Origin of the sequence: Terrabacter sp. Soil810, from assembly GCF_001429645.1 — a bacterium.
In the GTDB taxonomy this organism is placed as follows: Bacteria; Actinomycetota; Actinomycetes; order Actinomycetales; family Dermatophilaceae; genus Terrabacter.
This window is the reverse complement of sequence record NZ_LMSW01000011.1, coordinates 1,657,865-1,680,313: the sequence shown is the minus strand read 5'-3', so window position 1 is coordinate 1,680,313 and position 22,449 is coordinate 1,657,865. Positions and strand designations below refer to the sequence as shown.

General features: G+C 70.0%; 20 protein-coding genes. 11 read left to right on the top strand and 9 right to left on the bottom strand.

What is annotated here, in order from left to right; all coding sequences use genetic code 11:
- Positions 1–80: 80 nt before the first annotated feature.
- Positions 81–551, top strand: coding sequence for an SRPBCC family protein (locus tag ASG96_RS13705; RefSeq protein ID WP_057588210.1), 471 nt, complete (start codon positions 81–83; stop codon positions 549–551).
- 488 nt (positions 552–1,039) lie between these two features.
- Entirely contained in the window at positions 1,040–2,947 is a 1,908-nt protein-coding gene (locus ASG96_RS13700; RefSeq protein WP_057588209.1) for a CocE/NonD family hydrolase, read from the top strand.
- Between the two features lie 255 nt (positions 2,948–3,202).
- Here ASG96_RS13700 and ASG96_RS13695 read toward each other — a convergent pair whose 3' ends face one another.
- A complete protein-coding gene (locus ASG96_RS13695) occupies positions 3,203–3,592 on the bottom strand; it encodes a VOC family protein (RefSeq protein ID WP_057588208.1) in 390 nt (129 codons plus the stop codon).
- Positions 3,593–4,316: 724 nt separating this feature from the next.
- Here ASG96_RS13695 and ASG96_RS13690 point away from each other — a divergent pair.
- The 5 genes from ASG96_RS13690 to ASG96_RS13670 all read left to right on the top strand — a co-directional run bounded on the left by ASG96_RS13690 (position 4,317) and on the right by ASG96_RS13670 (position 8,263).
- Positions 4,317–4,589, top strand: a complete 273-nt coding sequence (locus tag ASG96_RS13690) for a metalloregulator ArsR/SmtB family transcription factor (RefSeq protein WP_056757690.1) — start codon at positions 4,317–4,319, stop codon at positions 4,587–4,589.
- Positions 4,590–4,599: 10 nt separating this feature from the next.
- Positions 4,600–4,992: a VOC family protein gene (locus ASG96_RS13685; protein ID WP_056757018.1), complete on the top strand. Its 393-nt coding sequence runs from the start codon at positions 4,600–4,602 to the stop codon at positions 4,990–4,992.
- Positions 4,989–5,339, top strand: a complete 351-nt coding sequence (locus tag ASG96_RS13680; RefSeq protein ID WP_162262043.1) for a toxin-antitoxin system YwqK family antitoxin — start codon at positions 4,989–4,991, stop codon at positions 5,337–5,339. The genes ASG96_RS13685 and ASG96_RS13680 overlap by 4 nt, the downstream gene beginning before the upstream one ends.
- Positions 5,340–5,715: 376 nt before the next feature.
- Positions 5,716–6,738 carry a GTP 3',8-cyclase MoaA gene (gene moaA, locus ASG96_RS13675; protein WP_057588445.1) on the top strand — a complete coding sequence of 341 codons (1,023 nt, stop codon included), beginning with the start codon at positions 5,716–5,718 and terminating at the stop codon, positions 6,736–6,738.
- A gap of 112 nt (positions 6,739–6,850) precedes the next feature.
- On the top strand, positions 6,851–8,263 hold the full coding sequence (locus ASG96_RS13670) for a glycoside hydrolase family 3 N-terminal domain-containing protein (protein WP_057588207.1): 1,413 nt from the start codon (positions 6,851–6,853) through the stop codon (positions 8,261–8,263).
- A gap of 25 nt (positions 8,264–8,288) precedes the next feature.
- Here the strand turns inward: ASG96_RS13670 and ASG96_RS13665 are convergent, their stop codons facing one another.
- Complete coding sequence (locus tag ASG96_RS13665) at positions 8,289–8,537, bottom strand: hypothetical protein (protein ID WP_056757009.1); 249 nt, start codon at positions 8,535–8,537, stop codon at positions 8,289–8,291.
- Positions 8,534–8,824 (bottom strand): DUF3099 domain-containing protein, encoded by a 291-nt coding sequence (locus tag ASG96_RS13660; protein WP_056757006.1) that lies wholly within the window; start codon positions 8,822–8,824, stop codon positions 8,534–8,536. Before ASG96_RS13660 ends, ASG96_RS13665 begins: the two co-directional genes overlap by 4 nt.
- Before the next feature lie 104 nt (positions 8,825–8,928).
- On the opposite strand from ASG96_RS13660, the gene fabG reads away from it, so the two are divergent.
- From fabG to ASG96_RS13645, 3 genes are all read left to right on the top strand, one after another.
- The gene (gene fabG / locus ASG96_RS13655; RefSeq protein WP_057588206.1) at positions 8,929–9,663 is read left to right on the top strand and encodes a 3-oxoacyl-[acyl-carrier-protein] reductase; all 735 of its coding nucleotides are present in this window, start codon (positions 8,929–8,931) and stop codon (positions 9,661–9,663) included.
- 81 nt (positions 9,664–9,744) lie between these two features.
- A complete protein-coding gene (gene fabI / locus ASG96_RS13650; protein WP_056756997.1) occupies positions 9,745–10,506 on the top strand; it encodes an enoyl-ACP reductase FabI in 762 nt (253 codons plus the stop codon).
- A 39-nt stretch (positions 10,507–10,545) separates the two neighbouring features.
- Positions 10,546–12,807 (top strand): tetratricopeptide repeat protein, encoded by a 2,262-nt coding sequence (locus ASG96_RS13645; protein ID WP_082591770.1) that lies wholly within the window; start codon positions 10,546–10,548, stop codon positions 12,805–12,807.
- 12 nt (positions 12,808–12,819) lie between these two features.
- On the opposite strand, the gene cphA is transcribed toward ASG96_RS13645, so the two are convergent.
- The 6 genes from cphA to glgC all read right to left on the bottom strand — a co-directional run bounded on the left by cphA (position 12,820) and on the right by glgC (position 21,021).
- Positions 12,820–15,711 carry a cyanophycin synthetase gene (gene cphA, locus ASG96_RS13640; protein ID WP_057588205.1) on the bottom strand — a complete coding sequence of 964 codons (2,892 nt, stop codon included), beginning with the start codon at positions 15,709–15,711 and terminating at the stop codon, positions 12,820–12,822.
- A gap of 95 nt (positions 15,712–15,806) precedes the next feature.
- Positions 15,807–16,727, bottom strand: coding sequence for a cyanophycinase (locus ASG96_RS13635; RefSeq protein WP_056756991.1), 921 nt, complete (start codon positions 16,725–16,727; stop codon positions 15,807–15,809).
- Between the two features lie 9 nt (positions 16,728–16,736).
- Complete coding sequence (gene serB / locus ASG96_RS13630; RefSeq protein WP_056756989.1) at positions 16,737–17,984, bottom strand: phosphoserine phosphatase SerB; 1,248 nt, start codon at positions 17,982–17,984, stop codon at positions 16,737–16,739.
- A 108-nt stretch (positions 17,985–18,092) separates the two neighbouring features.
- A complete protein-coding gene (locus tag ASG96_RS13625) occupies positions 18,093–18,824 on the bottom strand; it encodes a ZIP family metal transporter (RefSeq protein ID WP_056756988.1) in 732 nt (243 codons plus the stop codon).
- A 1-nt stretch (position 18,825) separates the two neighbouring features.
- A complete protein-coding gene (locus tag ASG96_RS13620; RefSeq protein WP_056756986.1) occupies positions 18,826–19,701 on the bottom strand; it encodes an LLM class F420-dependent oxidoreductase in 876 nt (291 codons plus the stop codon).
- Positions 19,702–19,761: 60 nt separating this feature from the next.
- Positions 19,762–21,021, bottom strand: coding sequence for a glucose-1-phosphate adenylyltransferase (gene glgC / locus ASG96_RS13615; protein ID WP_056756983.1), 1,260 nt, complete (start codon positions 21,019–21,021; stop codon positions 19,762–19,764).
- Between the two features lie 102 nt (positions 21,022–21,123).
- On the opposite strand from glgC, the gene glgA reads away from it, so the two are divergent.
- Positions 21,124–22,326 (top strand): glycogen synthase, encoded by a 1,203-nt coding sequence (gene glgA, locus ASG96_RS13610; RefSeq protein WP_056756982.1) that lies wholly within the window; start codon positions 21,124–21,126, stop codon positions 22,324–22,326.
- The last annotated feature ends 123 nt before the right edge of the window (positions 22,327–22,449 follow it).

Below are 22,449 nucleotides of genomic sequence, written 5' to 3'. Positions count from 1 at the left end.
GCCCTTTGATGATGATGTGTGCGGATCACCCCCGACCTGCCTAGGCTTGGGATGGTCGCCGCAGGGATCGAGGAGGCCTCATGGCTGGGAGCGTGCTTCGGTTCGAGGCGCGGACGGTGATCCGTCGGTCGGCGAGCGAGGTGTTCGAGCGGCTGGCCGATCTGCCCGGCTATCGGCAGTGGATGCACCGTGACGGTGTGTTCGGCGACACCGAGCTGACGTCCGCGCTGCCGGTGCGGTCCGGCACGACGTACGTGGACCGTACGCGGATGGGCCGCTTCGTCGGGGAGGTGACCGAGCACGTGCCGTCGACGCGCCTCGCGTTCAGCGAGACGTTCAGCATGTTCGGCCGCCCGCTCACTCAGGCACGTCCGAGCTACGTGCTCGTGGTCGAGGGTGACTCCACGGTCGTCCAGCACACCGCGGAGGCGGAGCTGTATGGCCTGGCTCGCGTGTTCAAGCCGGTGGTCGCGCGGCTCGTGACGCGGGAGCGGTCACACACCCTGGCCTCACTCGAGCGCTCCTTCGAGCGCTCTCCCGAGACCGAGTAGCCAGTCGTCTCCGCGGGTGGGACGACGCACTCTAGGTGCAGCGACTACATCGCCCGCGACTGACGACGGACGCCGGGCTCGTTCGGCGCGACCGGTGCGCTGCTGTCCCGGCCGACCGGGCGCAAGGTGGCTGAGTCGGTATGTCGAGACGCCGGGCCAGGCGATGGCCGTGCAGGATGTGCCGTCCCCGCCCCGCCGGAAGGTCCGACGGTCGAGTGGCCTCGGCAGCGGTTGATCTTGGTGTCTGCTCGCGAACTGTGCGGTCGTGGTCGCGTTTGGTCATCGCGCGAGGTGAATTCCATGGGGGATCCATACCGGAGTACTCGTGCAGGGCATCCTCGGGACCGTTGGAGGACAGCCAGACAGACAAGCGGACAGCGTTACATCCGGGTCGCAACACCCTCCATTTCAGGGCATTTCGTCGCTACTTTGTGAAAGCCCCTCACCCCAAAGGGACATCGCCGGTTCCGGGGGCAGGAAGGACTCACATGAAAACCAGGATCCTTGCCCTCGCCAGCTCGCTCGCCGTGGCCGCACCGCTGGCCATCGGGACACTGGGGGAGGCCCACGCCGCACCGACAAGCGCCATCGACAATCCGCCCGTCACGCTGGTCGGCGGGATGACCTCGCCGAGGTACGACTACACGAATGCCATCCGCGAGACCGTCTGGGTCGACACGCCCGACCTGGACGGCGACGGCAAGGCGGAGCGGATCGCCACCGACATCATCCGGCCGCGCGAGCTCGACGGCACCGCACGGGTGCCGGTCATCATGGACGCCAGCCCCTACTACCTAAGCCTCGGCCGCGGCAACGAGACCGAGTACAAGGAGTACGCGCCAGACGGCAGCCCGACGAAGTTCCCGCTCTACTACGACAACTACTTCGTCCCCCGCGGCTACGCGTTCGTCGCCGTCGACATGGCCGGCACGGCTCGCTCGACCGGGTGCACCGACGAGGGCGGCCGCTCCGACGTCGAGTCAGCCAAGGCCGTCGTCGAGTGGCTCAACGGCAAGGGCAGCGCCCACGACTCGACTGGCGCAATCGTCCAGGCGACCTGGAGCAACGGCAGCACCGGGATGATCGGCAAGTCCTACGACGGGACGCTCGCCAACGGCGTGGCCGCTACCGGCGTTGACGGGCTCAAGACGATCGTGCCGATCAGCGCCATCAGCTCCTGGTACGACTACAACCGCTGGCAGGGCGCGGTGAAGTCGCGCCACTACGCCAGCAGCCTGTCACGCACCATCGCCCAGCGCCGCACCATCCCGACCGACTGCTCGTCGCGGCTGAACTACATGGATGCCAACGACGCCGACGCAACGGGCGCCCACACGGACTTCTGGGCCGAGCGCGACTACCGCGCCGGCAGCCTCTACGACGCCTCCAAGGTCAAGGCGAGCGTCTTCATCGTCCACGGTCTCCAGGACAACAACGTCAAGACGATGAACGCCTCCAAGTGGTGGGACGACCTGGGCAAGCAGGGCGTCGCGCGCAAGATGTGGCTCAGCCGCCTCGGTCACGTCGACCCGTTCGACCACGACCGCCAGGAGTGGGTCACCACCCTCAACCGGTGGTTCGACCACGAGCTCATGGGCATCGACAACGGCATCGACCGTGAGCCGGCCGTCCGCGTCGAGACCGCCCCGAACCAGTGGGAGACCTCCAAGACGTGGCCGACCCAGTCCGCGCGCACCATGTCGCTCAGCCCTCGAGCAGACGGCACGTTGGCGCTCGGAACTCCGGAACGCGGTACCGCTGGCTACGTCAACAACTCCCGCCTGACCGAGGCGAACGCGGTCGCGCTCGGCGCAAACCCGAACCGGGTGCAGCTCCTCACCGGCACGACGACCCAGGACGTCCGGATCTCCGGCACGCCGACGGTCGACCTCGGTGTGACCCATGGCGCCCAGGCCGGCCAGGTGTCGGTCATGCTCGTCGACTACGGCGCGATGGACCGGGTCAGTGCGACCGGTGACGGCGCCCTCACCCTCGGAACGGAGACCTGCTGGGGCGCGGCCACTACTGCGGACGATGCCTGCTACAAGGACGTCACCCGACGCCTTCAGAGCACCCAGCTGCAGGTTCTCGCCCGTGGCTGGGCACGCCTCGACGGCCCGGGCCAACACGACGTCACCGTCGAGCTGGCCGCCAACGACGTCGTCGTCCCGGCCGGACACCAGCTCGGGCTGATCGTCAGCGGGGCCAGTAACGGCGTCATCGCCGTCGACACCAGCCCAGGGATGTACACGCTCGACCTGCGGTCCACGAGGCTGAACCTGCCGGTCTCCGGCCCGATGAGCGGGTTCGCTCCCGGACACCTGACCGCCAAGGACACCGACAACCTGGACCGAGGCACCCTCCCCAGCCTCGATGAGACACTCTGGCCCCGGTGATACGGCGCGCACGCGGAGTCACTAGTCCCTAGCGCCGCCCTCCAGTACGAGCGGCCCCCACCCCTGGACGCCCGGGGTGGGGGGCCAGCTTCTCGCCCGGTGAGGAGGTCGAGCCGCGGGTACGCGAGGTCAGGCAGGCTGCGCCGAAGCGTGCAGTCCTGCGATTGCTGGAAGCAACAAGTTCGCCCCGCCCCATCCAGGTGGAGCGCTTCCGCGGCGGAAGGGCGCTAAGGCTCCAGGGGGGCGGACCGTATGTCATTCCGCGTCGGCACCTCTATCTGTCGCGGTCTCGTACCCTCCGGTGAGCTCGACGAGGACGAGCGGATTGCCAAAGGGGTCAATGACGACCGCCACTCTGCCGACAGGGATCGTCGCGGGTTCCGCTGCGACACTGGCGCCGGCTTCCACGAGATCATGCACGGCCGTGTCAATGCTCTCGACCAGCCAGTTGGGTTCCATCTGCTGTCGCGTGCTCAACACCACTTCGACGCGGCTGTCGGGAAGAGCCAGCCCTGCCTGCCCGACTGCGTCGTTTCGCCACAGCAACTGGTGGCCGAGCCGGTCACGGTAGAACGCGAGTCCCTCGTCCAACCCAGGCACTGGGATCGTGATCGCATCGACGCTCCGAAGGACAGGCAAGGTCATCTGTACACGGTGCCACGTGGATGCACCCTTCTGGCGCCCGGCAGCAGTGGCACGGTGACTTGAGTCATGACTGTTGATCCTGCCGACGCCAACAGGCCGGCCCGCGGAAAACTGACGCACCTGGGGTGTTCGTCGGACCTGAGCGTCTCGTTGAGCAGGCAGAGCGCCAGAGTCTCTGGGGTCGGCGACACATTCGTCGCCAAGGCCAGTCGCACGCTGAAGGCGCCCACCCGGGGGGCGCGACCCGCGCAGATGTGTCACGACGGGCACAGACAGATGAGGTCAGCCGGCCAGATCCTGAGCCATGGGTACGACGCGAAGCATCAAGTGCAGGATCGGGTGGCACCGATGGCAGTCCGCCGGGCCCGACGACATCACCGGCGACTCTTGCGTGGGTTGCGGCCGGCGCCACGTCCAGACGCGGCAGCGAGTCTTGGACGGCGAGTCCGGCCACACCGGTTCTGGCCCTGACGGTTGGAGCGCTGACGGTTGGAGCGCTGACGGTTGGAGCGCTGACGGTTGGAGCGCTGACGGTTGGGGCGATGCTGCTGACCTCGAACACGGTGCCGGTCGCGATCTGGCCGTGCGGACGCGCGTTCGGGTGTGGGCCTGCTGAGCTGTGGGGTTCCCGGATGAGGTTCCCATGCGGGACCGTGTCGGCGGGAGGCCAGCCTGCTGACTGCACCACTGGACAGGCAAGCACTCACTTGCCTATCTTGGGGTGGTGGGAGATGTGTACCGGGCGCTGGCGGATGCCACGCGGCGTCAGATCCTCGATGAGCTGTTCGAGCGTGACGGCTTGACGCTGTTCGACATCTGCGCACGCCTGGCCATGAAGCACGGAAACTCATCAACGCGACAAGCGATCTCCCAGCACCTCACGGTCCTCGAGGACGTCGACCTCATCCGCTCGCATCGCGAGGGTCGAACGAAGATCCATCACCTGAACACCCGGCCGCTACTCGAGATCTCGCGGCGGTGGCCGACAACGCGATAGGAGCGACACCGTGCACGCACGACTGCATGTCACCAGTGTCTTGGTCGACGACCAGGACAAGGCCCTCGCCTTCTACACCAACCGGCTCGGCTTCATCCCGAAGACCGACGTGCCCCTCGGACAGCATCGCTGGCTGACGGTTGCCGAGCCCGGCGCCACTCACGGTGTCGAGCTGCTTCTCGAGCCGGACGAGCACCCGGCCGCGAAGTCCTTCAAGGATGCGCTGGTCACCGACGGCATCCCCTACACCTCCTTCGCCGTGGACGATGTCGCAGCCGCACACCGTGAGCTCGAACAGCACGGCGTCCGATTCATACAACCCCCGACCGCGATGGGCGACATGGTCACGGCGATCCTGGACGACACCTGCGGCAACCTGATCCAACTCATCAGCCCCGCATGAGCTCGGAGGACCGCCCCAACTCCTTCGACGCCGCAGGACGCAAGTCGGGACGATGGTCCGAACCTGACCCCCACGGCGGATCCATGACCGGGGAGTATCTCGACGGCGATCGGGTCGGGCACTGGTGCCACGTCGCCGGCGATGGTCGTCTCCGCTCCGAAGGTGGATACGACCGCGGCGAGCTGCACGGAGTCTGGACCTGGTACCGCGCCAGCGGGGTGCTCCTCCAGAGGGGCGCCTTCGACCATGGCACGAAGGACGGCTCCTGGGAACGATGGGACGCGCAGGGCAACCACCTGGACACCACCTGGTGGAAGCAGGGACGCAAACACAAGCCGAAAGGCTGAATGCCCTCACGCACCGGTCGGGCTCCGCATGACGATGAGCTTCCGGGACGCACATTTCGGACTACCGTCCGCCCGACCGAGACTCTCCCAGGCCGGTCGTTGGCCGGTCAGATACAGCTGCTTCTGAGTACATCGGCCAACATCTTCCACTGGGTATTCCCGGACGATGACGACCGCGCAAGGACGGCAGCGGCGCCTGAGGTCCCGGGCTGACGGACCCGTAATCCAAAATTGTTCGCAGGAGGTCCGAAGGCGGCCAGTCACGGTCGCCCTGACCAACCAGACACACGTCACGCAACCGCAGTTCAATGGCCTGGGGCAACATCGGCAGCACGACACGACCGGTCGCTGCGATACCCGGCCTAGAGTGGAGCTCATGACCCGCCTTCCCGACCCGAGCGTCCGACCGGCCGGCCTGGCCGACCAGTTCGGCCGGGTGGCCCGCGACCTCCGCGTGTCGGTCACCGACCGGTGCAACCTGCGCTGCACCTACTGCATGCCCGCCGAGGGCCTCCCGTGGATGCCGAAGGCGGAGATGCTGACGGACGAGGAGATGCTGCGGATCATCGGCATCTTCGTGCGCGACGGCATCACCCAGGTCCGTCTCACCGGCGGCGAGCCGCTGCTGCGTCGCTCGGTCGTCGAGCTCGTCGCCGGCATCGCCGCGCTCGAGCCGCGTCCCAAGATCGCGATGACGACGAACGGGGTCGGCCTCGAGCGGGTGGCCATCGGGCTGAAGGAGGCCGGCCTCGACCGGGTCAACGTCAGCCTCGACACCATCGACTCCGAGACCTTCACCCAGCTGACCCGTCGCGACCGCCTCGCCGACGTCGAGGCCGGCCTCAAGGCTGCGTCCGACGCCGGCCTGACGCCCGTCAAGGTCAACGCCGTCGCGATGCGCGGCATCAACGACGAGTCGGTCGCCGACGTGCTCGCGTGGTGCCTCGAGCGCGGCTACGAGCTGCGGTTCATCGAGCAGATGCCGCTCGACGCGCAGCACGCCTGGGACCGCGCCCAGATGATCTCCGCCGACGAGATCCGCGAGCGTCTGTCGCAGCGCTGGGAGCTGACCCCCCTGCCGGCAGCCGACCGGGGGAGTGCCCCGGCCGAGCGGTTCCTCATCGACGGCGGCCCCGAGACCGTCGGCATCATCGCCAGTGTCAGCGCGCCGTTCTGTGCGGCCTGCGACCGCACGCGCCTGACCGCCGACGGGCAGGTGCGCAACTGCCTTTTCTCGACGACCGAGACCGACCTGCGCGGGCCACTGCGCGAGGGCGCCACCGACGACGAGCTGCTCGGTCTGATGCGTGGCGAGATGTGGCGCAAGCGCCGTGGCCACGGCATCGGGGACCCGGGCTTCGTCCAGCCCGACCGCCCGATGTCCGCCATCGGCGGCTGACGGCGCGCTCGGCCCGTTCTCACGGCGGGCTCGGCGGCCTAGACTGGACGTGCGTCGCGGCAGGCCCAGGAACGGCAGGTGCAGTGCCATGCGTGCCCGACGAATCACTCGTGTGACAGCAGGAGTCAGCACGCTCCTGCTCCTCGGCGCACTCGACGCGCTCGGCGTCGGAGTGCCACCCCGCTCTGGGGCGGCGGTCGCATCCACCCTGACGCCTGCGGCGCAGGCCAAGGCTGCATACGACCGCATGACGTCCGCACAACGGGTGGGGCAGCTGTTCATGGTCGGTGGTCCGGTGACGGGTCTCGGGTCGGCCACCGAGAGCGCCATCGTCCGCTACCACGTCGGCAATCTCGTCCTCACCGGACGCACGACGTCGGGCGCCCCTCCCGTGCGCGCCCTGACGAGCCATGCCGACGTCCTGGCGAACGCGTCCGCCACCGCGTCCGTGCCCCTGCTCATCGCCACGGACCAGGAGGGCGGCTACGTCCAGGTCCTGCAGGGGACGGGGTTCTCGCGGATGCCGACGGCCCTGACGCAGGGCACGTGGGCCGACTCGGCGCTGTACGCGTCTGCGGCGTCGTGGGGGCGTCAGGTTCGTCGCTCGGGCGTCGACGTCGACCTCGCACCGGTCATGGACACCGTCGCGAAGAGCTTTGCCAGCTCGAACCAGCCCATCGGCAGGTACGAGCGCGAGTACGGCTACACCCCGTCGGTCGTCGCCGACAAGGGCACGACGTTCCTGAGGGCCATGGGGGCCTCGGGCCTCGCCATGACGGCGAAGCACTTCCCGGGACTCGGCCGGGTCACGGGCAACACCGACACCTCTGCGGGCGTCACCGACACCGTGACGACCCGGACGTCCGGAGACATCGCACCCTTCCGAGCAGCGGTCAACAGCGGAGCGCGGATACTCATGGTCTCGTCCGCCTACTACCGGCTCATCGACGCAGCACGTCCGGCGGTCTTCTCGCCCACGGTGATCGGCGGGATGATCCGCGGCGACCTCCACTTCACCGGCATCGTGGTCAGCGACGACCTCGGCAACGCCTACCAGGTGCACAACTGGACGCCTGCGGCGCGCGCCGTGGACTTCATCGGTGCGGGCGGCGACGTCGTCCTGACGGTGAACCCGGCGGTGGTTCCGGCGATGGTCGGTGCCGTGAGCGCACGGGCGGCGTCGGACAGCGCCTTCCGGGCCAAGGTCCAGACCGCCGTGCTGCGCGTCCTCACGGTCAAGGCGGAGTACGGACTGCTGGAGCCACGACTGCCGATCACGGGATACCTCGGCCCCCTGACCACGACGGCCCTGCAGCGCTGGCTCGGCATCGCCCGTACCGGGACGTTCGACCGAGCCACGATCCTCGCGCTGCAGACCCGGATCGCCGGGCCCGTCGTCGGCGTCTGGGGACCGCGCTCCATGGCGGCGATGCAGACCTACCTCGGGATGTCGCTCGACGGCGCCACGACGTGGAACAGCCGCACCGTCGCGCAGCTCCAGCGCTACCTCAACACGCAGCTCTGACCGGCGTCCCGGCAGGCGGCGGCCGTCACCCGTCGGCGTCGGTGAGGGCCCCGACCGGGACGACCTCGATGAGGAAGCCCCTCAGGGCGACGAAGTCGGCGAGCGACTTCTCGTGGTCCTCGCACGCCAGCCACACCTTGCGGCGACCTGCGGTGTGCAGCTTCGGGTTGTTCCAGACGACCGCGTGGACGGCCGTCGCACGGCATCCCTTGGCGCTGCAGACGTGCTCGTCGACGGCGCCGTCCGTGGGGGACAGGGAGAGCGGTCCGTTCACTGCTCGAGGCGCTGCGTGTCGTCGCGGGGCACGACCGACTGGATGCTGCCCGGCTGGCGGGGACTCACGGCGTTCGCGAGCACGACGGCGACGTAGGGGATGAAGACCGCGGCCAGGATGGCGGTCCAGCGCAGCCAGCCCGAAGTGACGAAGACCAGCCCGAAGCAGACGATGCGGATGCCCATCATCGTGAGGTAGCGACGGACGCGCTGGTCCTGGTCGTCCGTCGTGGAGGTCGACGCCGAGGTGACGGAGTAGACGACCGGTTCGTTCTTGGCTCTTGGCACCCTTCAACCATAAGCCCGTCCCACGCCTACGGCACCGTGCTGTCTACCGTTCGGTAGTCCGTTAGGTTTCGGGTCAAGGCAGCGAGCCGGCAGCCGCCGGACGGATGGAGGAAAGCACAGTGTCAACGACCGAGGCGCGCAACGTACTCGTGACCGGAGGCAACCGCGGCATCGGACTGGCGATCGCCAGGGCCTTCGCCGAGGCCGGCGACAACGTCGTCATCACCCACCGCTCCGGAGTGCCCCCGGAGGGGCTGCAGGGCGTCACGTGCGAGGTCACCGACTCGTCCTCCGTCGACGCGGCGTTCACGGCCGCCGAGGAGATCTTCGGTGGTCCGGTCGAGGTGCTCGTCGCGAATGCCGGCATCACCCGCGACACGCTGCTCATGCGCATGAGCGACGAGGAGTTCGACTCCGTCATCGACACCAACCTCGCCGGTGCCTTCCGCTGCGCGCGCCGCGCGGCGACCGGGATGATCCGCAAGCGTCGCGGGCGCATCGTCCTCATCAGCAGCGTCGTCGGCCTCTACGGCTCGCCCGGCCAGACCAACTACGCCGCGTCGAAGGCGGGCCTCGTCGGTCTCGCCCGCTCCATCTCGCGCGAGCTCGGCGGCCGAGGCATCACCGCCAACGTCGTCGCGCCCGGCTTCATCGACACGGAGATGACGGCGGTACTGCCCGACGAGCAGAAGAAGGCCTACCTCTCCAACATCCCCGCCGGCCGCTTCGCCACGCCCGAGGAGGTCGCGTCAGTCGTGCGCTTCGTCGCGAGCGACGACGCCGCCTACATCACCGGCGCGGTGATCCCGGTCGACGGCGGGCTCGGCATGGGGCACTGAGCCCACCACACGGCATACTCCCGTATGCCGCGAACGTCCTTGCGCAGCAAGCGTCCCCACCCACTCGAGAAAGTCGCAGGCATGGGAATCCTCGAAGGCAAGAAGCTCCTCATCACCGGCGTCCTCATGGACAGCTCGATCGCGTTCCACGTGGCCAAGATCGCCCAGCAGGAGGGCGCGACGGTCGTGCTCACCTCGTTCGGCCGGACGATGAAGATCACCCAGACCATCGCCAAGCGGCTCCCTGAGACCCCGGTGGTCATCGAGCTCGACGTCGCCGACCAGGAGCACCTCGACACGCTCGCCGAGCGCCTGCGCGAGCACGTCGACGGGCTCGACGGCGTGCTGCACTCGATCGGCTTCGCGCCGCAGGGTGCCTTCAACTTCCTCGAGGGCACGTGGGAGGACGTCTCGACGGCGCTCCAGATCTCGGCCTACAGCCTCAAGTCGCTCGCCGTCGCGACCCTGCCCCTCATGACGGAGGGCGGCAGCGTCGTCGGCCTGACCTTCGACGCGAAGTTCGCCTGGCCGGTCTACGACTGGATGGGCGTGGCCAAGGCCGCCTTCGAGTCGACGAACCGCTACCTCGCCCGCGACCTCGGCCCCAAGGACGTGCGCTGCAACCTCGTCGCGGCGGGCCCGATCCGCACGACGGCGGCCAAGTCGATCCCCGGCTTCGAGCAGTTCGAGAAGGTCTGGGACGACCGTGCCCCGCTCGGCTGGGACGTCAACGACCCGGTGCCGGCGGCCAAGGCCTGCGCAGCGCTGCTCAGCGACTGGTTCCCCGCCACGACGGGCGAGATCATCCACGTCGACGGCGGCGTCCACGCGATGGGCCAGTGACCGCGCACGCCCTCCGGTGCTCTCGCTAGAGTCCTGCCCATGCCTCACGCCGGGACCGAGTCCAGCCCCTTGACGACGACCGAACCCGAGGCGGTGCCGCAGGTCCGTGTCGACGAGGTGCGGGTGCTCGACGGGCCCAACCTCTACTTCGCCCGGCCCGCGATCAAGGTCATCCTGCACGTGCCCGGCTACCTCGACCTCAAGCGCACCGACGCCGAGGCCCTGGCCCGTCGGCTCGGGATGCGTTCCGCGCGCCCCGGCAAGCGCGGCACGGCCCTGCGCCAGCGCTTCGTCATGCGGGTCATCCGCACCGTGACGCGTCGCGTGGGCACCGAGATCGGTGCGGGCCGTCTGGGCGTACGCGTTCGGGCGGGTCAGACCGTCGAGGACGTCGTGCTCGCCTTCCCGTGGGTGCACCGCACGCGGGGCCGCGTCGCGGGGGAGCAGTTCGGCGCCGTCATGGCCGGCCTGCTCGACCCCTCCAGGCGTGCCGACGAGGTCATCGAGGAGGCCGCGGCCGTCATCCTGGCCGCGCCCGACGGTCCCGGACCCAGCGTCCTCACGCCGACCGTCCCCGTCGCGTCCGTCACGGGCACCAACGGCAAGACGACGACGACCCGGCTCATGGCGCACATGTGCATGAGCGCAGGCCTGACGACGGCGTGGAGCTCGACCGACGGGGTCGTCGTCATGGGGGAGACGAAGGAGGAGGGCGACTTCTCAGGGCCGGCCGGGGCGCGGGGCGTGCTCGAGACGCCCGGTCTAGACATCGGCATCCTCGAGACCGCCCGCGGCGGCATGCTCCTCAAGGGCATGGGCGTCACGACCAACGACGTCAGCGTCGTCACCAACGTCAGCGCCGACCACCTCGGCCTGCAGGGCATCGACACCCTCGACCAGCTGGCCGAGGTCAAGGCGATCGTCACGACCGTGACGAAGCCGCAGGGGTGGGTCGTGCTCAACGGCGACGACCCCCGTGTCTGGGCCATGCGGTTCGGCATCAGGGCCAAGCCGTGGGCATTCAGCCTCGACCCCGCGTCGCCCGCGCTCTGGGAGTCGATCAACTCCGGCGGCCGCGGCATCACCGTGCTCGACGGCGAGATCGTCGTCCTGTCGCCGAACGGGGACCCCGACCGGCTCGTCAAGATCGTCGACGTCCCCATGACCCTGAGCGGCCTGTCGCGAAACAACATCGCCAACGCGCTGGCCGGTGCCGCCGCCGCCCTGGGACTCGGCGTCCCGCGCTCGGCCGTGGTCGACGGACTTCGGACCTTCGCCCCCGACCCCGAGCACAACTGGGGCCGGCTCAACACCTACTCGCTGCCGCTCCCGAGCGGGGGCAAGGCGACCGTCATCATGGACATGGCCCACAACGAGGCCGGTCTCGAGGCCTTGCTCGACGTCGCACGCGGGCTCGCCGCACCGGGTGGCGCCGTCCGCCTCGGACTGGGCTGCGCCGGCGACCGCGCCGACGAGGCGATCGTCGCGATGGGCGAGATCGCCGGGCGCGGGGCCGAGGAGGTCGTCCTCAAGGTCGCCCGCCACTACCTGCGCGGACGCGAGGTCGAGGACCTGCTCGGTCTCTTCCGCGACGGCCTGGCCAAGGTCGGCGTCCTCGACGTGCCCGGCTACGACACCGAGCTCGAGTCCTTCGAGGCTCTCGTGCCGCACGCGCTCGACGGCGACGTCATCGCGCTCATGTGCCACGCCGAGCGCACCGAGGTCGACGGCTGGATCCGCGCCCACGGCGGCAAGGTCGACGATGCCCGTTCGATCCGCCGCAAGGTCGTGGCCGCGCGCGGTGAGCACGAGCTCGAGGCCGAGATCGCGGCCCTCTGGGAGAGCGACGACCATCAGACCAGGCTCGCTGCCGCGCAGGAGCTCGTCGACGGCCACCCGGGCGACCCACGTCTCGTCTTCGAGCTGGCCGGCGTCAAGGACGCGATGGGCGACGAGCAGGGCGCCATCGGTCTCTACGAGGACGCCCTCGCGGGCGGCCTGCGCGAGCCGCACCGGCACCGGGCCCAGCTGCAGCTCGCCTCGAGCCTGCGCGTCGTCGGACGGACCGCCGAGGCGCAGGGACTCGTCGCCGACGTCCTCGAGGCACGGCCGCACAACACCGCGGCGCTCATGCTCAGGGCGCTCGTGCAGGCCGACCTCGGCCAGGAGCGCCAAGCCGTCGCCGACCTCATCCGGGCGACGCTCGAAGCGACGACCGACGTCGACACACAGGCCTACCGCCGCGCCCTGCGGGCCTACGCCGACGAGCTGGCCCCCGCGAAAGCAACAGCCGCAGACTGATCCGCAGCCTGCTCAGATGGCGGTGTCGTCCGCCTGGTCCGGCTGCGACTCGGACGGGACGGCGCCGAGGGCCTCGCCCTCCGCCTCGTCGCCCTCCGCCTCGGCGGTCTCGGTGAGGGTGCTCGGGTCGAGGTCGGGGTCGCTCGTGGCGGCCGCGGCCGTGCCGATGCGGGCGCCGGCCTGGGCGTGCTTGGTGCGCTCCTCGAGCTCGGCGACCACCAGCGCGTGCTGGTCGACGCACATGACGACGAGGTCGCCCGGGTTGGTGCGCGCGAGCACGTGCCGCGCGGCGTCGAGCTCGTCGAGCACGATCTCCACCTGCCGGCAGCGGGCGCCTTCGCGCATGGCGGCGCGGGCGCCCTCGGCCACGAGCTCAGCGGTCTCGCCGGGCTTGCGGCCGCGCAGGCGCTCGTCCTCACGGATGACGATGACGTCGAAGTGCTGCGCGGCCACCGCCCCGAGCTCGCGCATGTCGTCGTCGCGCCGGTCGCCCGCCGCACCGATCATGCCGATGCGCGAGGTCTTGCCGAGATCGGCCTGGCGCTGCTTCTGGTCGGCGTAGCGGTCGACGAAGGCGCCGAGCTCCTTCATGCCGGCCGCGTTGTGGCAGTAGTCGACGAACACGTCGGCGTTGTTGACCTGCACGAGGTTCAGGCGTCCGGGGGAGAGGTAGTAGGTCGTCGCGAAGGTGCGCAGGCCCTGACGGATGTCGTGGAGCGGGGCCCCTGCGGCGAACGCCGCGCCCGCCGCCGCGAGCGAGTTGGCGACGTTGAAGCGCGCCGCGCCGCCGAACGTCGACGGGAGCAGGTGGGTCCAGGCGAGCTGCATGCTGCGCCGGCCGTGCTTGATGACGATCATCTCGCCGCGTTCGCTCGGCTCGAGCACCACGGCACGTCCGCCACGGCGGCAGTAGTCGTCGACGAACTCGCGGGTCTCGCTGCCCGGCTCGGCCATCGAGAACCAGACGATGCCACCCGAGCAGCGGCGGCGCATGTTGCGCACGTTCGGGTCGTCGGCGTTGAGCACCGCGAAGCCGTCGCGCGGCACGGCCTCGACGATGACCGCCTTGACGTCGGCCAGCTGACGCAGGGTGTCGATTCCCTTGAGCCCCAAGTGATCTGGAGCCACATTGGTGACGACGGCGATGTCGTTGCGGTCGTAGCCGAGGCCCTCGCGCAGGATGCCGCCCCGGGCGACCTCCATGACGGCGAAGTCGACGCGGGGGTTCTGCAGGACCATCCGGGCCGAGCGCGGGCCGGAGGCGTCGGCCTTGATGACGAGCCGCTCGTCGATGACGACGCCGTCGGTCGAGGTCATGCCGACCTTGCGTCCGAGGCCCTTGAAGATGTGGGCGATCATGCGCGAGGTCGTGGTCTTGCCGTTGGTGCCGGTGACGGCGACGATCGGCACGCGCGACTGCGCACCCGGGGGGAAGAGCAGGTCGACGACCGGCTTGGCGATGAACTGCGGCTCGCCGACGGTCGGGTGCGTGTGCATCCGGAAGCCGGGCGCCGCGTTCACCTCGCAGATCGCGCCACCCGTCTCGCGGACGGGGTAGGTGATGTCGGGGCAGATGAAGTCGATGCCGGCGACGTCGAGCCCGACCATGCGGGCGGCCTCCTCGGCGATCTCGACGTTGTCCGGGTGTGCGTCGAAGGTGCGGTCGATCGAGATGCCACCGGTCGACATGTTGCCCGTCAGGGCGAGCTTGACCATCTCGCCCTCGGGCGGCACGGACTCGGTCGTGTGCCCCTGGCCGGCGAGGATCTCGAGCGCGTTGGCGTCGACCTTGATCTTCGTCAGCACCTTCTCGTGACCGACACCGCGGCGGGGGTCGGCGTTGGTGATGTCGACGAGCTCGGCGACCGTGTGGGTGCCGTCGCCGATGACGTGAGCGGGGACGCGCTCGGCGATGGCCTGCATGCGGCCGCCGACGATGAGGCAGCGGTAGTCGCGACCGGTCACGAAGGACTCGACGATGATCGTGCCGCGCCGCGACTCGGACTTGGCGATGTCGTAGGCCTTCTCGACGTCCGCGTCGCTCATGAGGTTGAGGCACACGCCGCGGCCGTGGTTGCCGTCGAGCGGCTTGACGACGACGGGGAACCCGATGCGGCGAGCCGCCTCGAGGGCACCCCGCAGGGTGCGCACGGCCTCCTGCTTGGGCACGGGCAGACCTGCCGAGCCGAGGAGCTTCGTCGTGAGGTCCTTGTCGCTCGCGATGTCGACCGCGAGCGCGCCCGTCTTCGACGTCATCGTGGCGCGGATGCGCTGGGCGTGGACACCCTGGCCGAGCTGGACGAGCGAGGCGGAGTTGAGGCGGATGTAGGGGATGTCGCGGGAGGCCGCCTCCTCGAGGATGGCGGCCGTCGAGGGGCCGAAGGCGACGCGCTCGGCCTGGCGGAGGAAGGCGTTGAACTCTGTCTCGAAGTCGAAGCCGTCCTGGGGCTCGACGAGGTGGTTGATGAGGCGCACCGCGAGCTTGCCGGCGGCGACGGCGACGGTCTCGTCGGTGTAGCTGTAGACGACGTTGTACTGACCCGGCTTGCCCTTGACTGCACGCGTCTTGCCACGGCGCGAGTCGTGGCCGGCCAGGGTCTGCAGCTGCAGCGCCACGTGCTCGGCGACGTGACCGAGCCAGGTGCCCTCGCGCAGCCGCTCGATGAAGCCGCCGCGGCGCCCGAGCGAGCACGTGTGGCGCTCGAGCCCGGGCACGAGCTCGACGAGCTGGTCCGTGAAGCCCGGCAGCGAGACGGTGGGGTACTCCTCGAGGCTGCCGAGGTCGACGACGAGGTGGACGGCCTGCTGGTAGGACCAGACGTTGGGTCCGCGGTAGATCCGGGTCTCGAGGATCTTCAGGTCCGGTCGGGCCGGGCCTGTGGGGGTGGGTACCTCGACGGCCATGGATCTCCTCCTACGGGGTCGTGCGGGACGTGCCGTGCGGCATACCCGGTCGACCGTTGGTGCGGTGCGGTGCGGTGCGGCTGGGCGAACGGGACTCAGTGGGCGGCGCTGCTCGTCGACGAGCGCGCCGCGCGGACCTTGGCCGGGACGACCGCACCCTCGATGTCGGGGTGACGCTCGACGAACGCGGTCAGCTCGACGTGGTCCAGGTCGAACGTACTGCCCGTGGGCAGCGAGTGCACGACCGCGCCCGAAACGAGCAGCGGCGCACCGCGCCGCGCGTCGGGGGCGTCGGTGATGGCGTTGCGGGCGTTGACGACGAAGATCGAGCCGGCCCCGATGACCGACATGACCCTGCCGCCGCGGATCTCGGCCGCCGTGTTCTCGTCGATGCCCATGCCGAGCAGGTTGGGGGAGGCGGCGACCATCGACATGAGGCGGCCGTAGCGGCCTCGCTGGTCGAAGTGCTGGTCGATGATGACGTCCTCGATGAGGCCGAGGCCGGCCGAGATCTGGCTGGCGCGCTGCTTCGGCGTCAGGCCCTCCTCGCCGAGCGAGATCATGAAGCGGCTCATGATCGAGGCGCCGGCCGACGTGCCGGCCACGACGGCGCCCCGCTCGTAGGCGCGCACCACGGCGTCGCCGACGGGCGTGCCGACGATGTTCTGGGCCAGCTTGACCTGGCTGCCACCGGTGATGAAGACCCCGGTCGCGGCGTCGAGCGCCTCGACCATCGCCGGGTCGCTCGAGTCGCGACGCGTCTGCGGGTGAACGACGGAGTACTCACCACCGCGCAGCCGGGTGAAGACGTCGCGGTACGCCTCGGACACCTCTTCGGCGTACGAGGACGCCGTGGGGATGACGACGATGTGCGACCGCCGACCGCCGGCCAGCTTCACGAAGCGCTTGAGCACCACCGACCGCCCGATCCGGTCCTCGGCACCGCCGATGATGAGCAGCGTGCGGCGGACGCCGTTCGGGTTCGGGGCTACGGACGAGGGGGCCACGGACTGCATCGCGCCAGCCTAGTGACCGGCGTGCGGGACCGGCGGAGCCTGGGTCGGCGTGCCGTCGTCGAGATCGGCCTCCTCGATCTCCTCGCGGGAGATACCGAGCAGGTAGAGCACGGAGTCGAGGTAGGGCACGTTCACCGCGGTCTGGGCCTGCTCCTGCACGATCGGCTTGGCGTTGAAGGCGACCCCGAGCCCCGCGACGTCGAGCATGTCGAGGTCGTTGGCGCCGTCGCCGATCGCGACGGTGCGGCTGAGGGGCAGGCCCTCCTGCTCCGCGAACTCGCGCAGAGCCCGGGCCTTGCCGGCCCGGTCGACGACCTCACCGACGACGCGCCCCGTGAGGTGGCCGTCCTCGATCTCGAGGCGGTTGGCCCGCGCGTGGTCGATCCCGAGGTCGTCCGCGAGCTCGCCGACGATCTCGATGAAGCCGCCGCTGACGAGCCCGACCGTGAAGCCGAGCCGCTTGAGCGTCCGCACGAGCGTCCGGGCGCCCGGGGTCAGCTGCACCGACTCGCGCACCTCGTCGAGGACCGACTCCGGCAGGCCCGCCAGGGTCGCCACGCGGGCGCGCAGCGACTCCTCGAAGTCGAGCTCGCCCGCCATCGCGCGCGCGGTCACCTCGGCGACCTCGGCCTCGCGGCCGGAGTGCGCGGCGAGCAGCTCGATGACCTCCTGCTGGATGAGCGTCGAGTCGACGTCGAGGACGACCAGCCGTCGGCCCCGCCGCGCGAGCCCGCCCGGCGCGACGGCGATGTCGATGCCCTCGGACGTCGCGACGAGCGCGAGCTCGGTGCGCAAGGACGCCAGGTCGGCACCCGAGATGTCGAACTCGACCGTCGTCACGGGATAGCGCGAGAGCCGCCGGATGCGGTCGATGTTGGCGCCGTGGTCGGCGATGCACGTCGTGACGAGCGAGACGGCGTCGGCGCTGAGGGGTGCGCCGAGGACGACGACGGCCGCGCGCCCCTGGCGCGAGCGCGCGTTGACGCCGGTGCCCTCGACCACGGTCAGCGCGAGGCCGAGACGGTGGGCGGCGATCGCCGCGGCGTCACGCAGCTGGTCGACGTGCGCGCCGGGACGCAGCAGGACGGTCAGGGTGAGGTGCCCGTGGACGACGACCTGCTGGATGTCGAGGACCTCCGCGTCGACGCCCGACAGCGCTCCGAGCAGCGTTCCCGTGACACCGGGGCGGTCGTCGCCCGTCACGGTCACGCTCAGGGTCTGGATGTCCGTTCCGTCCGTGCTGTTCGCTTCGGTCACCCGGGTCAGGGTAGTGAGCGCGCGTCCGCGCCCGCGCCACCTTCCGGCATACGGCCCGTCACGTCGGCGCCGGGAGGGCGTATGCCGCCCGCTGGCCTCCCGGACGCGTCAGCCCAGCGCGCTCAGCAGGAACGCGAGGGCGAAGCCGAGCATCGTCACGAGCCCGACGAGCCGCCCGGCGTGCTCGGTGGCCTCGGGCATCATCGTGTCGGCCAGCATCGTGATGATGGCGCCTGCGGCGAAGGTCTGGATCCCGGCCACGACCGACGGCGACGCACCCTCGAGCAGGACGTAGCCGAGGCCCGCGGCCAGTCCTGAGGCCAGCATGACGACGAGCCACAGGCGCAGGATCTGGCCCGTCGAGCGGCCTGCCCGCTTGAGGCCGGCGCTGGCCGACATCGACTCGGGCACGTTGGACAGGAACACGGCCGCGACCATCGCGATGCCGACCTCCCCGCCGCCCAGCACGCTGACACCGATGGCCGCCGACTCGGGTATGCCGTCCAGCAGGGCCCCGAGGACCATGGCCATCGCGCCGGCGCCCTGCTGCGGTTCGCCGGTCGGGCTCTTGCGGCGGTGGCCCCCGCGACGGTCGATGAGCCAGTCGCCGACGAAGAAGACGAGCGACCCACTGACGAGGCCGATGACGACAGGCGCGGCCCCCGCGGACCGGAAGGCCTCCTCGGTGAGCTCGAAGGCGACCGCGCTGATGAGCACGCCCGCACCGAAGGCCATGACGAGGCCGATGACGCGGTACGAGGCGCGGGCGTAGAGGCCGAGGAGGGCGCCGATCAGCAGTGCCGCGCCGCCGACGAGTCCCCAGAAGGTCGCGGTCAGCACGTCACGGCGTGTCGCTCGCCCGGCGCACGCGGGCCGCGTTGACCTCGTCGCGCCACTGGAGCAGGTCCCGGACACGGGCGAGGTCCGGGTCCGCTGCGGCGACGCTCGCCGTGAACAGGCGCGTCCCGATGTCGTGGAGCTGTTGGGCGTTGTTGGCGTAGTCGCCCGACTGGTCCGGGTTGCGGCCCGGCACGAAGGCGACGCCGGCGGACCGCTCGATCTCGAGCGGGTCGCGGTCGCGGCGCGCACACCATTCGTCGAGAACCCGGTGCTTGTGCGCGATCTCCTCGGGGCCGCCGAAGCCGTGCCAGATGTTCGCGTGCTCGGCGACGATGCGCAGGGTCTTCTTCTCGCCGCCGCCGCCGATGAGGATCGGGATGTCACGGGTCGGAGCGGGGTTGAGCCGGGTCCACCGGTCGCGGATGATCGGCAGGTCGCGCGCCAGGTCGTCGAGGCGTCCGCCGGCCGTGCCGAACTCGTAGCCGTACTCGTCGTAGTCGAGCTGCTTCCAGCCCGAGCCGATCCCGAGGATCAGACGGCCCTCGCTCATGTGGTCGACGGTGCGTGCCATGTCGGCGAGCAGGCTCGGGTTGCGGTAGCTGTTGCACGTGACGAGGGCGCCGATCTCGACGGACTCCGTCGACTCCGCCCAGGCGCCGAGCATCGTCCAGCACTCGAAGTGCAGGCCGCGGCTGTCACCGCTCAACGGGAAGAAGTGGTCCCAGTTGAGGAGGACGTCGACGCCCATCTCCTCGAGCGTCGCCGCGGTCCGGCGGATCTGGGCCCAGGTGGCGTGCTGTGGCGGGATCTGGATCCCGACGCGCGCCCGTCGGGAGTCCGTCGCGCTGGCTGGGGGATTCGTGGCGTTCGAAGTCATGGTCAGACCTTTGCAGATGTCATCGGCCGACACCTACGAGGGACGCCCGCCGATCGACGGTCACCGCGTGACGAGCTGTCCCTTGCCCACGACGACGATGCCGGTCTCGGTGACGTGGAAACCGCGGGCCTTGTCGTGCTCGTGGTCGATGCCGATCTGGCAGCCCTCGGGGATGACGACGTTCTTGTCGATGATCGCGCGGCGGATCTGCGCGTGGCGATGGACCTCGACACCGTCGAGGATGACCGAACCCTGGATGCTGGCGTACGAGTGCACCTTGACGAGCGGCGAGAGCACCGAGGCGTAGATGTGCGCACCCGAGACGACGACGCCGGGGGAGACCGCCGAGTTGAGCGCCTCTCCGATGCGGTCGCCGCTGCCGTGGACGAACTTCGCCGGGGGGTAGGGGCTGTGGCTGGTGTAGATCGGCCAGTCGTAGTTGTAGAGGTTGAAGACCGGGTGGATCGAGATGAGGTCCATGTGGGCGTCGTAGTAGGACTCGATGGTCCCGACGTCGCGCCAGTAGCCGCGGTCGCGGTCCGTGGCGCCGGGAACCTCGTTGTCCTTGAAGTCGTAGACGCCGGCCTCTCCGCGGCTCACGAAGTAGGGCACGATGTCGCCGCCCATGTCGTTGCTGCTCGCCTCGTTGTCGTGGTCGGCGATGACGGCCGCCTCGAGCGCTGCGGCCGTGAAGACGTAGTTGCCCATCGACGCGAGCACCTCGCCGGGGTTGTCCGGCAGGCCCTTCGGGTCCTTGGGCTTCTCGAGGAACGCCGCGATCTTCGACGGGTCGGCGTCATCCACCTCGATGACGCCGAACTGGTCGGCGAGCGAGATCGGCTGGCGGATGGCCGCGACCGTGCAGGCGGCGCCCGTCTCGAGGTGCTGCTCGACCATGGCACCGAAGTCCATGCGGTAGACGTGGTCCGCGCCCACGACGACGACGATGTCGGGCCGCTCGTCGTGCATGAGGTTGAGGCTCTGGTAGATCGCGTCGGCACTACCGAGGTACCAGTTCTTGTCGACACGCTGCTGCGCCGGGACCGTCGTCACGTAGTTGCCGAGGAGCGTCGACATGCGCCACGTCTTCGTCACGTGCGCGTCCAGGCTGTGCGACTTGTACTGCGTCAGCACGACGACCTGGAGGTATCCGGAGTTGACGACGTTGGAGAGCGCCAGGTCGATCAGCCGGTAGATGCCGGCGAACGGCACGGCGGGTTTGGCCCGGTCGGCGGTCAGAGGCATCAGTCTCTTGCCCTCACCGCCAGCGAGCACGATCGCGAGGACTTTCGGACCAGCAGCTGGGCTTCGTCGGGCCATGAGCGCCACCCTAGGGCAGGCGTCCGTCGGTCGACAGGTTCAGCACGCAAGATCGGCGGAGCTTTCCGCTCCGCGGGATGGAAGCGGCACTAGGGTCGGAACGTGCGCGTCGACATCCTCAGCAAGGAGTACCCGCCGGCCATCTACGGAGGTGCGGGTGTTCACGTGGCAGAGCTCGTGCGGGCGTTGCGGGCGCGGGGTGACATGGACGTGCAGGTCCGCTGTTTCGGGACCGCTCGTGACGAGACCGGGACGACGGCGTACCCCGACCTCCCGGAGCTCGCCGGGGGCAACGCCGCGATGCAGACCCTCGGTGTCGACGTCAGCATGGCCGGCGACTGCATCGGCGCCGACCTCGTCCACTCGCACACGTGGTACGCCAACATGGCCGGACATCTCGCCTCGCTCCTCGGAGGTATGCCGCACGTCGTGACCGCGCACTCGCTCGAGCCGATGCGGCCCTGGAAGGCCGAGCAGCTCGGTGGCGGCTACCGCGTGTCCTCGTGGGCTGAGCGCACCGCCTACGAGTCCGCTGCCGCCGTCGTGGCAGTCAGTGCGGGCATGCGCGAGGACATCCTCAAGAGCTACCCGTCGCTCGACCCGGCGCGGGTTCACGTGGTGCACAACGGGATCGACTCGCAGCTGTGGTCGGCGGACCGCTCGGCCGAGGCCACCGAGACCGTTCGGCGCCATGGAGTCGACCCCGACAAGCGGTCGGTGGTCTTCGTCGGCCGCATCACCCGCCAAAAGGGCCTGCCCTACCTGCTGAGGGCGTGCGCGCAGCTGCCACCCGACGTCCAGATCGTCCTCTGCGCCGGGGCGCCCGACACGCCGGAGATCCTCGCGGAGGTCGAGGGGCTCGTGAACGAGCTGCGATCCGGACGCGAGGGTGTCATCTGGATCCCTGACATGCTTCCCCGCAACGAGGTCGTGGCCCTGTTGACCCACGGCACCGTCTTCGCCTGCCCCTCGATCTACGAGCCGCTCGGGATCGTCAACCTCGAGGCCATGGCGTGCGAGCTGGCCGTCGTGGCCACGGCGACCGGCGGCATCCCCGAGGTCGTCGTCGACGGCGACACCGGGTGGCTGGTGCCGATCGACCAGGTCCAGGACGGCACCGGCACGCCGGTCGACCCCGACCGCTTCGTGTCCGACCTCGCGGCGGCACTCACCGACGCGGTCTCCGACGTCGACCGGGCCCACGCCTTCGGTCGGGCCGGTCGCCGACGCGCCGTCGACTCGTTCTCGTGGGCCTCCATCGGTGACCGCACGCTCGAGGTCTACCGGGCAGTCCTCGGCAGCTGACGGGTGGCGGTGTAGGCCCGCGGGGGAGCGCCGGTGGGTCCCGTCCCGACCCGACACCTCTGCTTCGGCGTGCACTGCGCGTAGGTTGGAGGAGGCGGACCACCGCCGCAGGCCCGAGAGGAA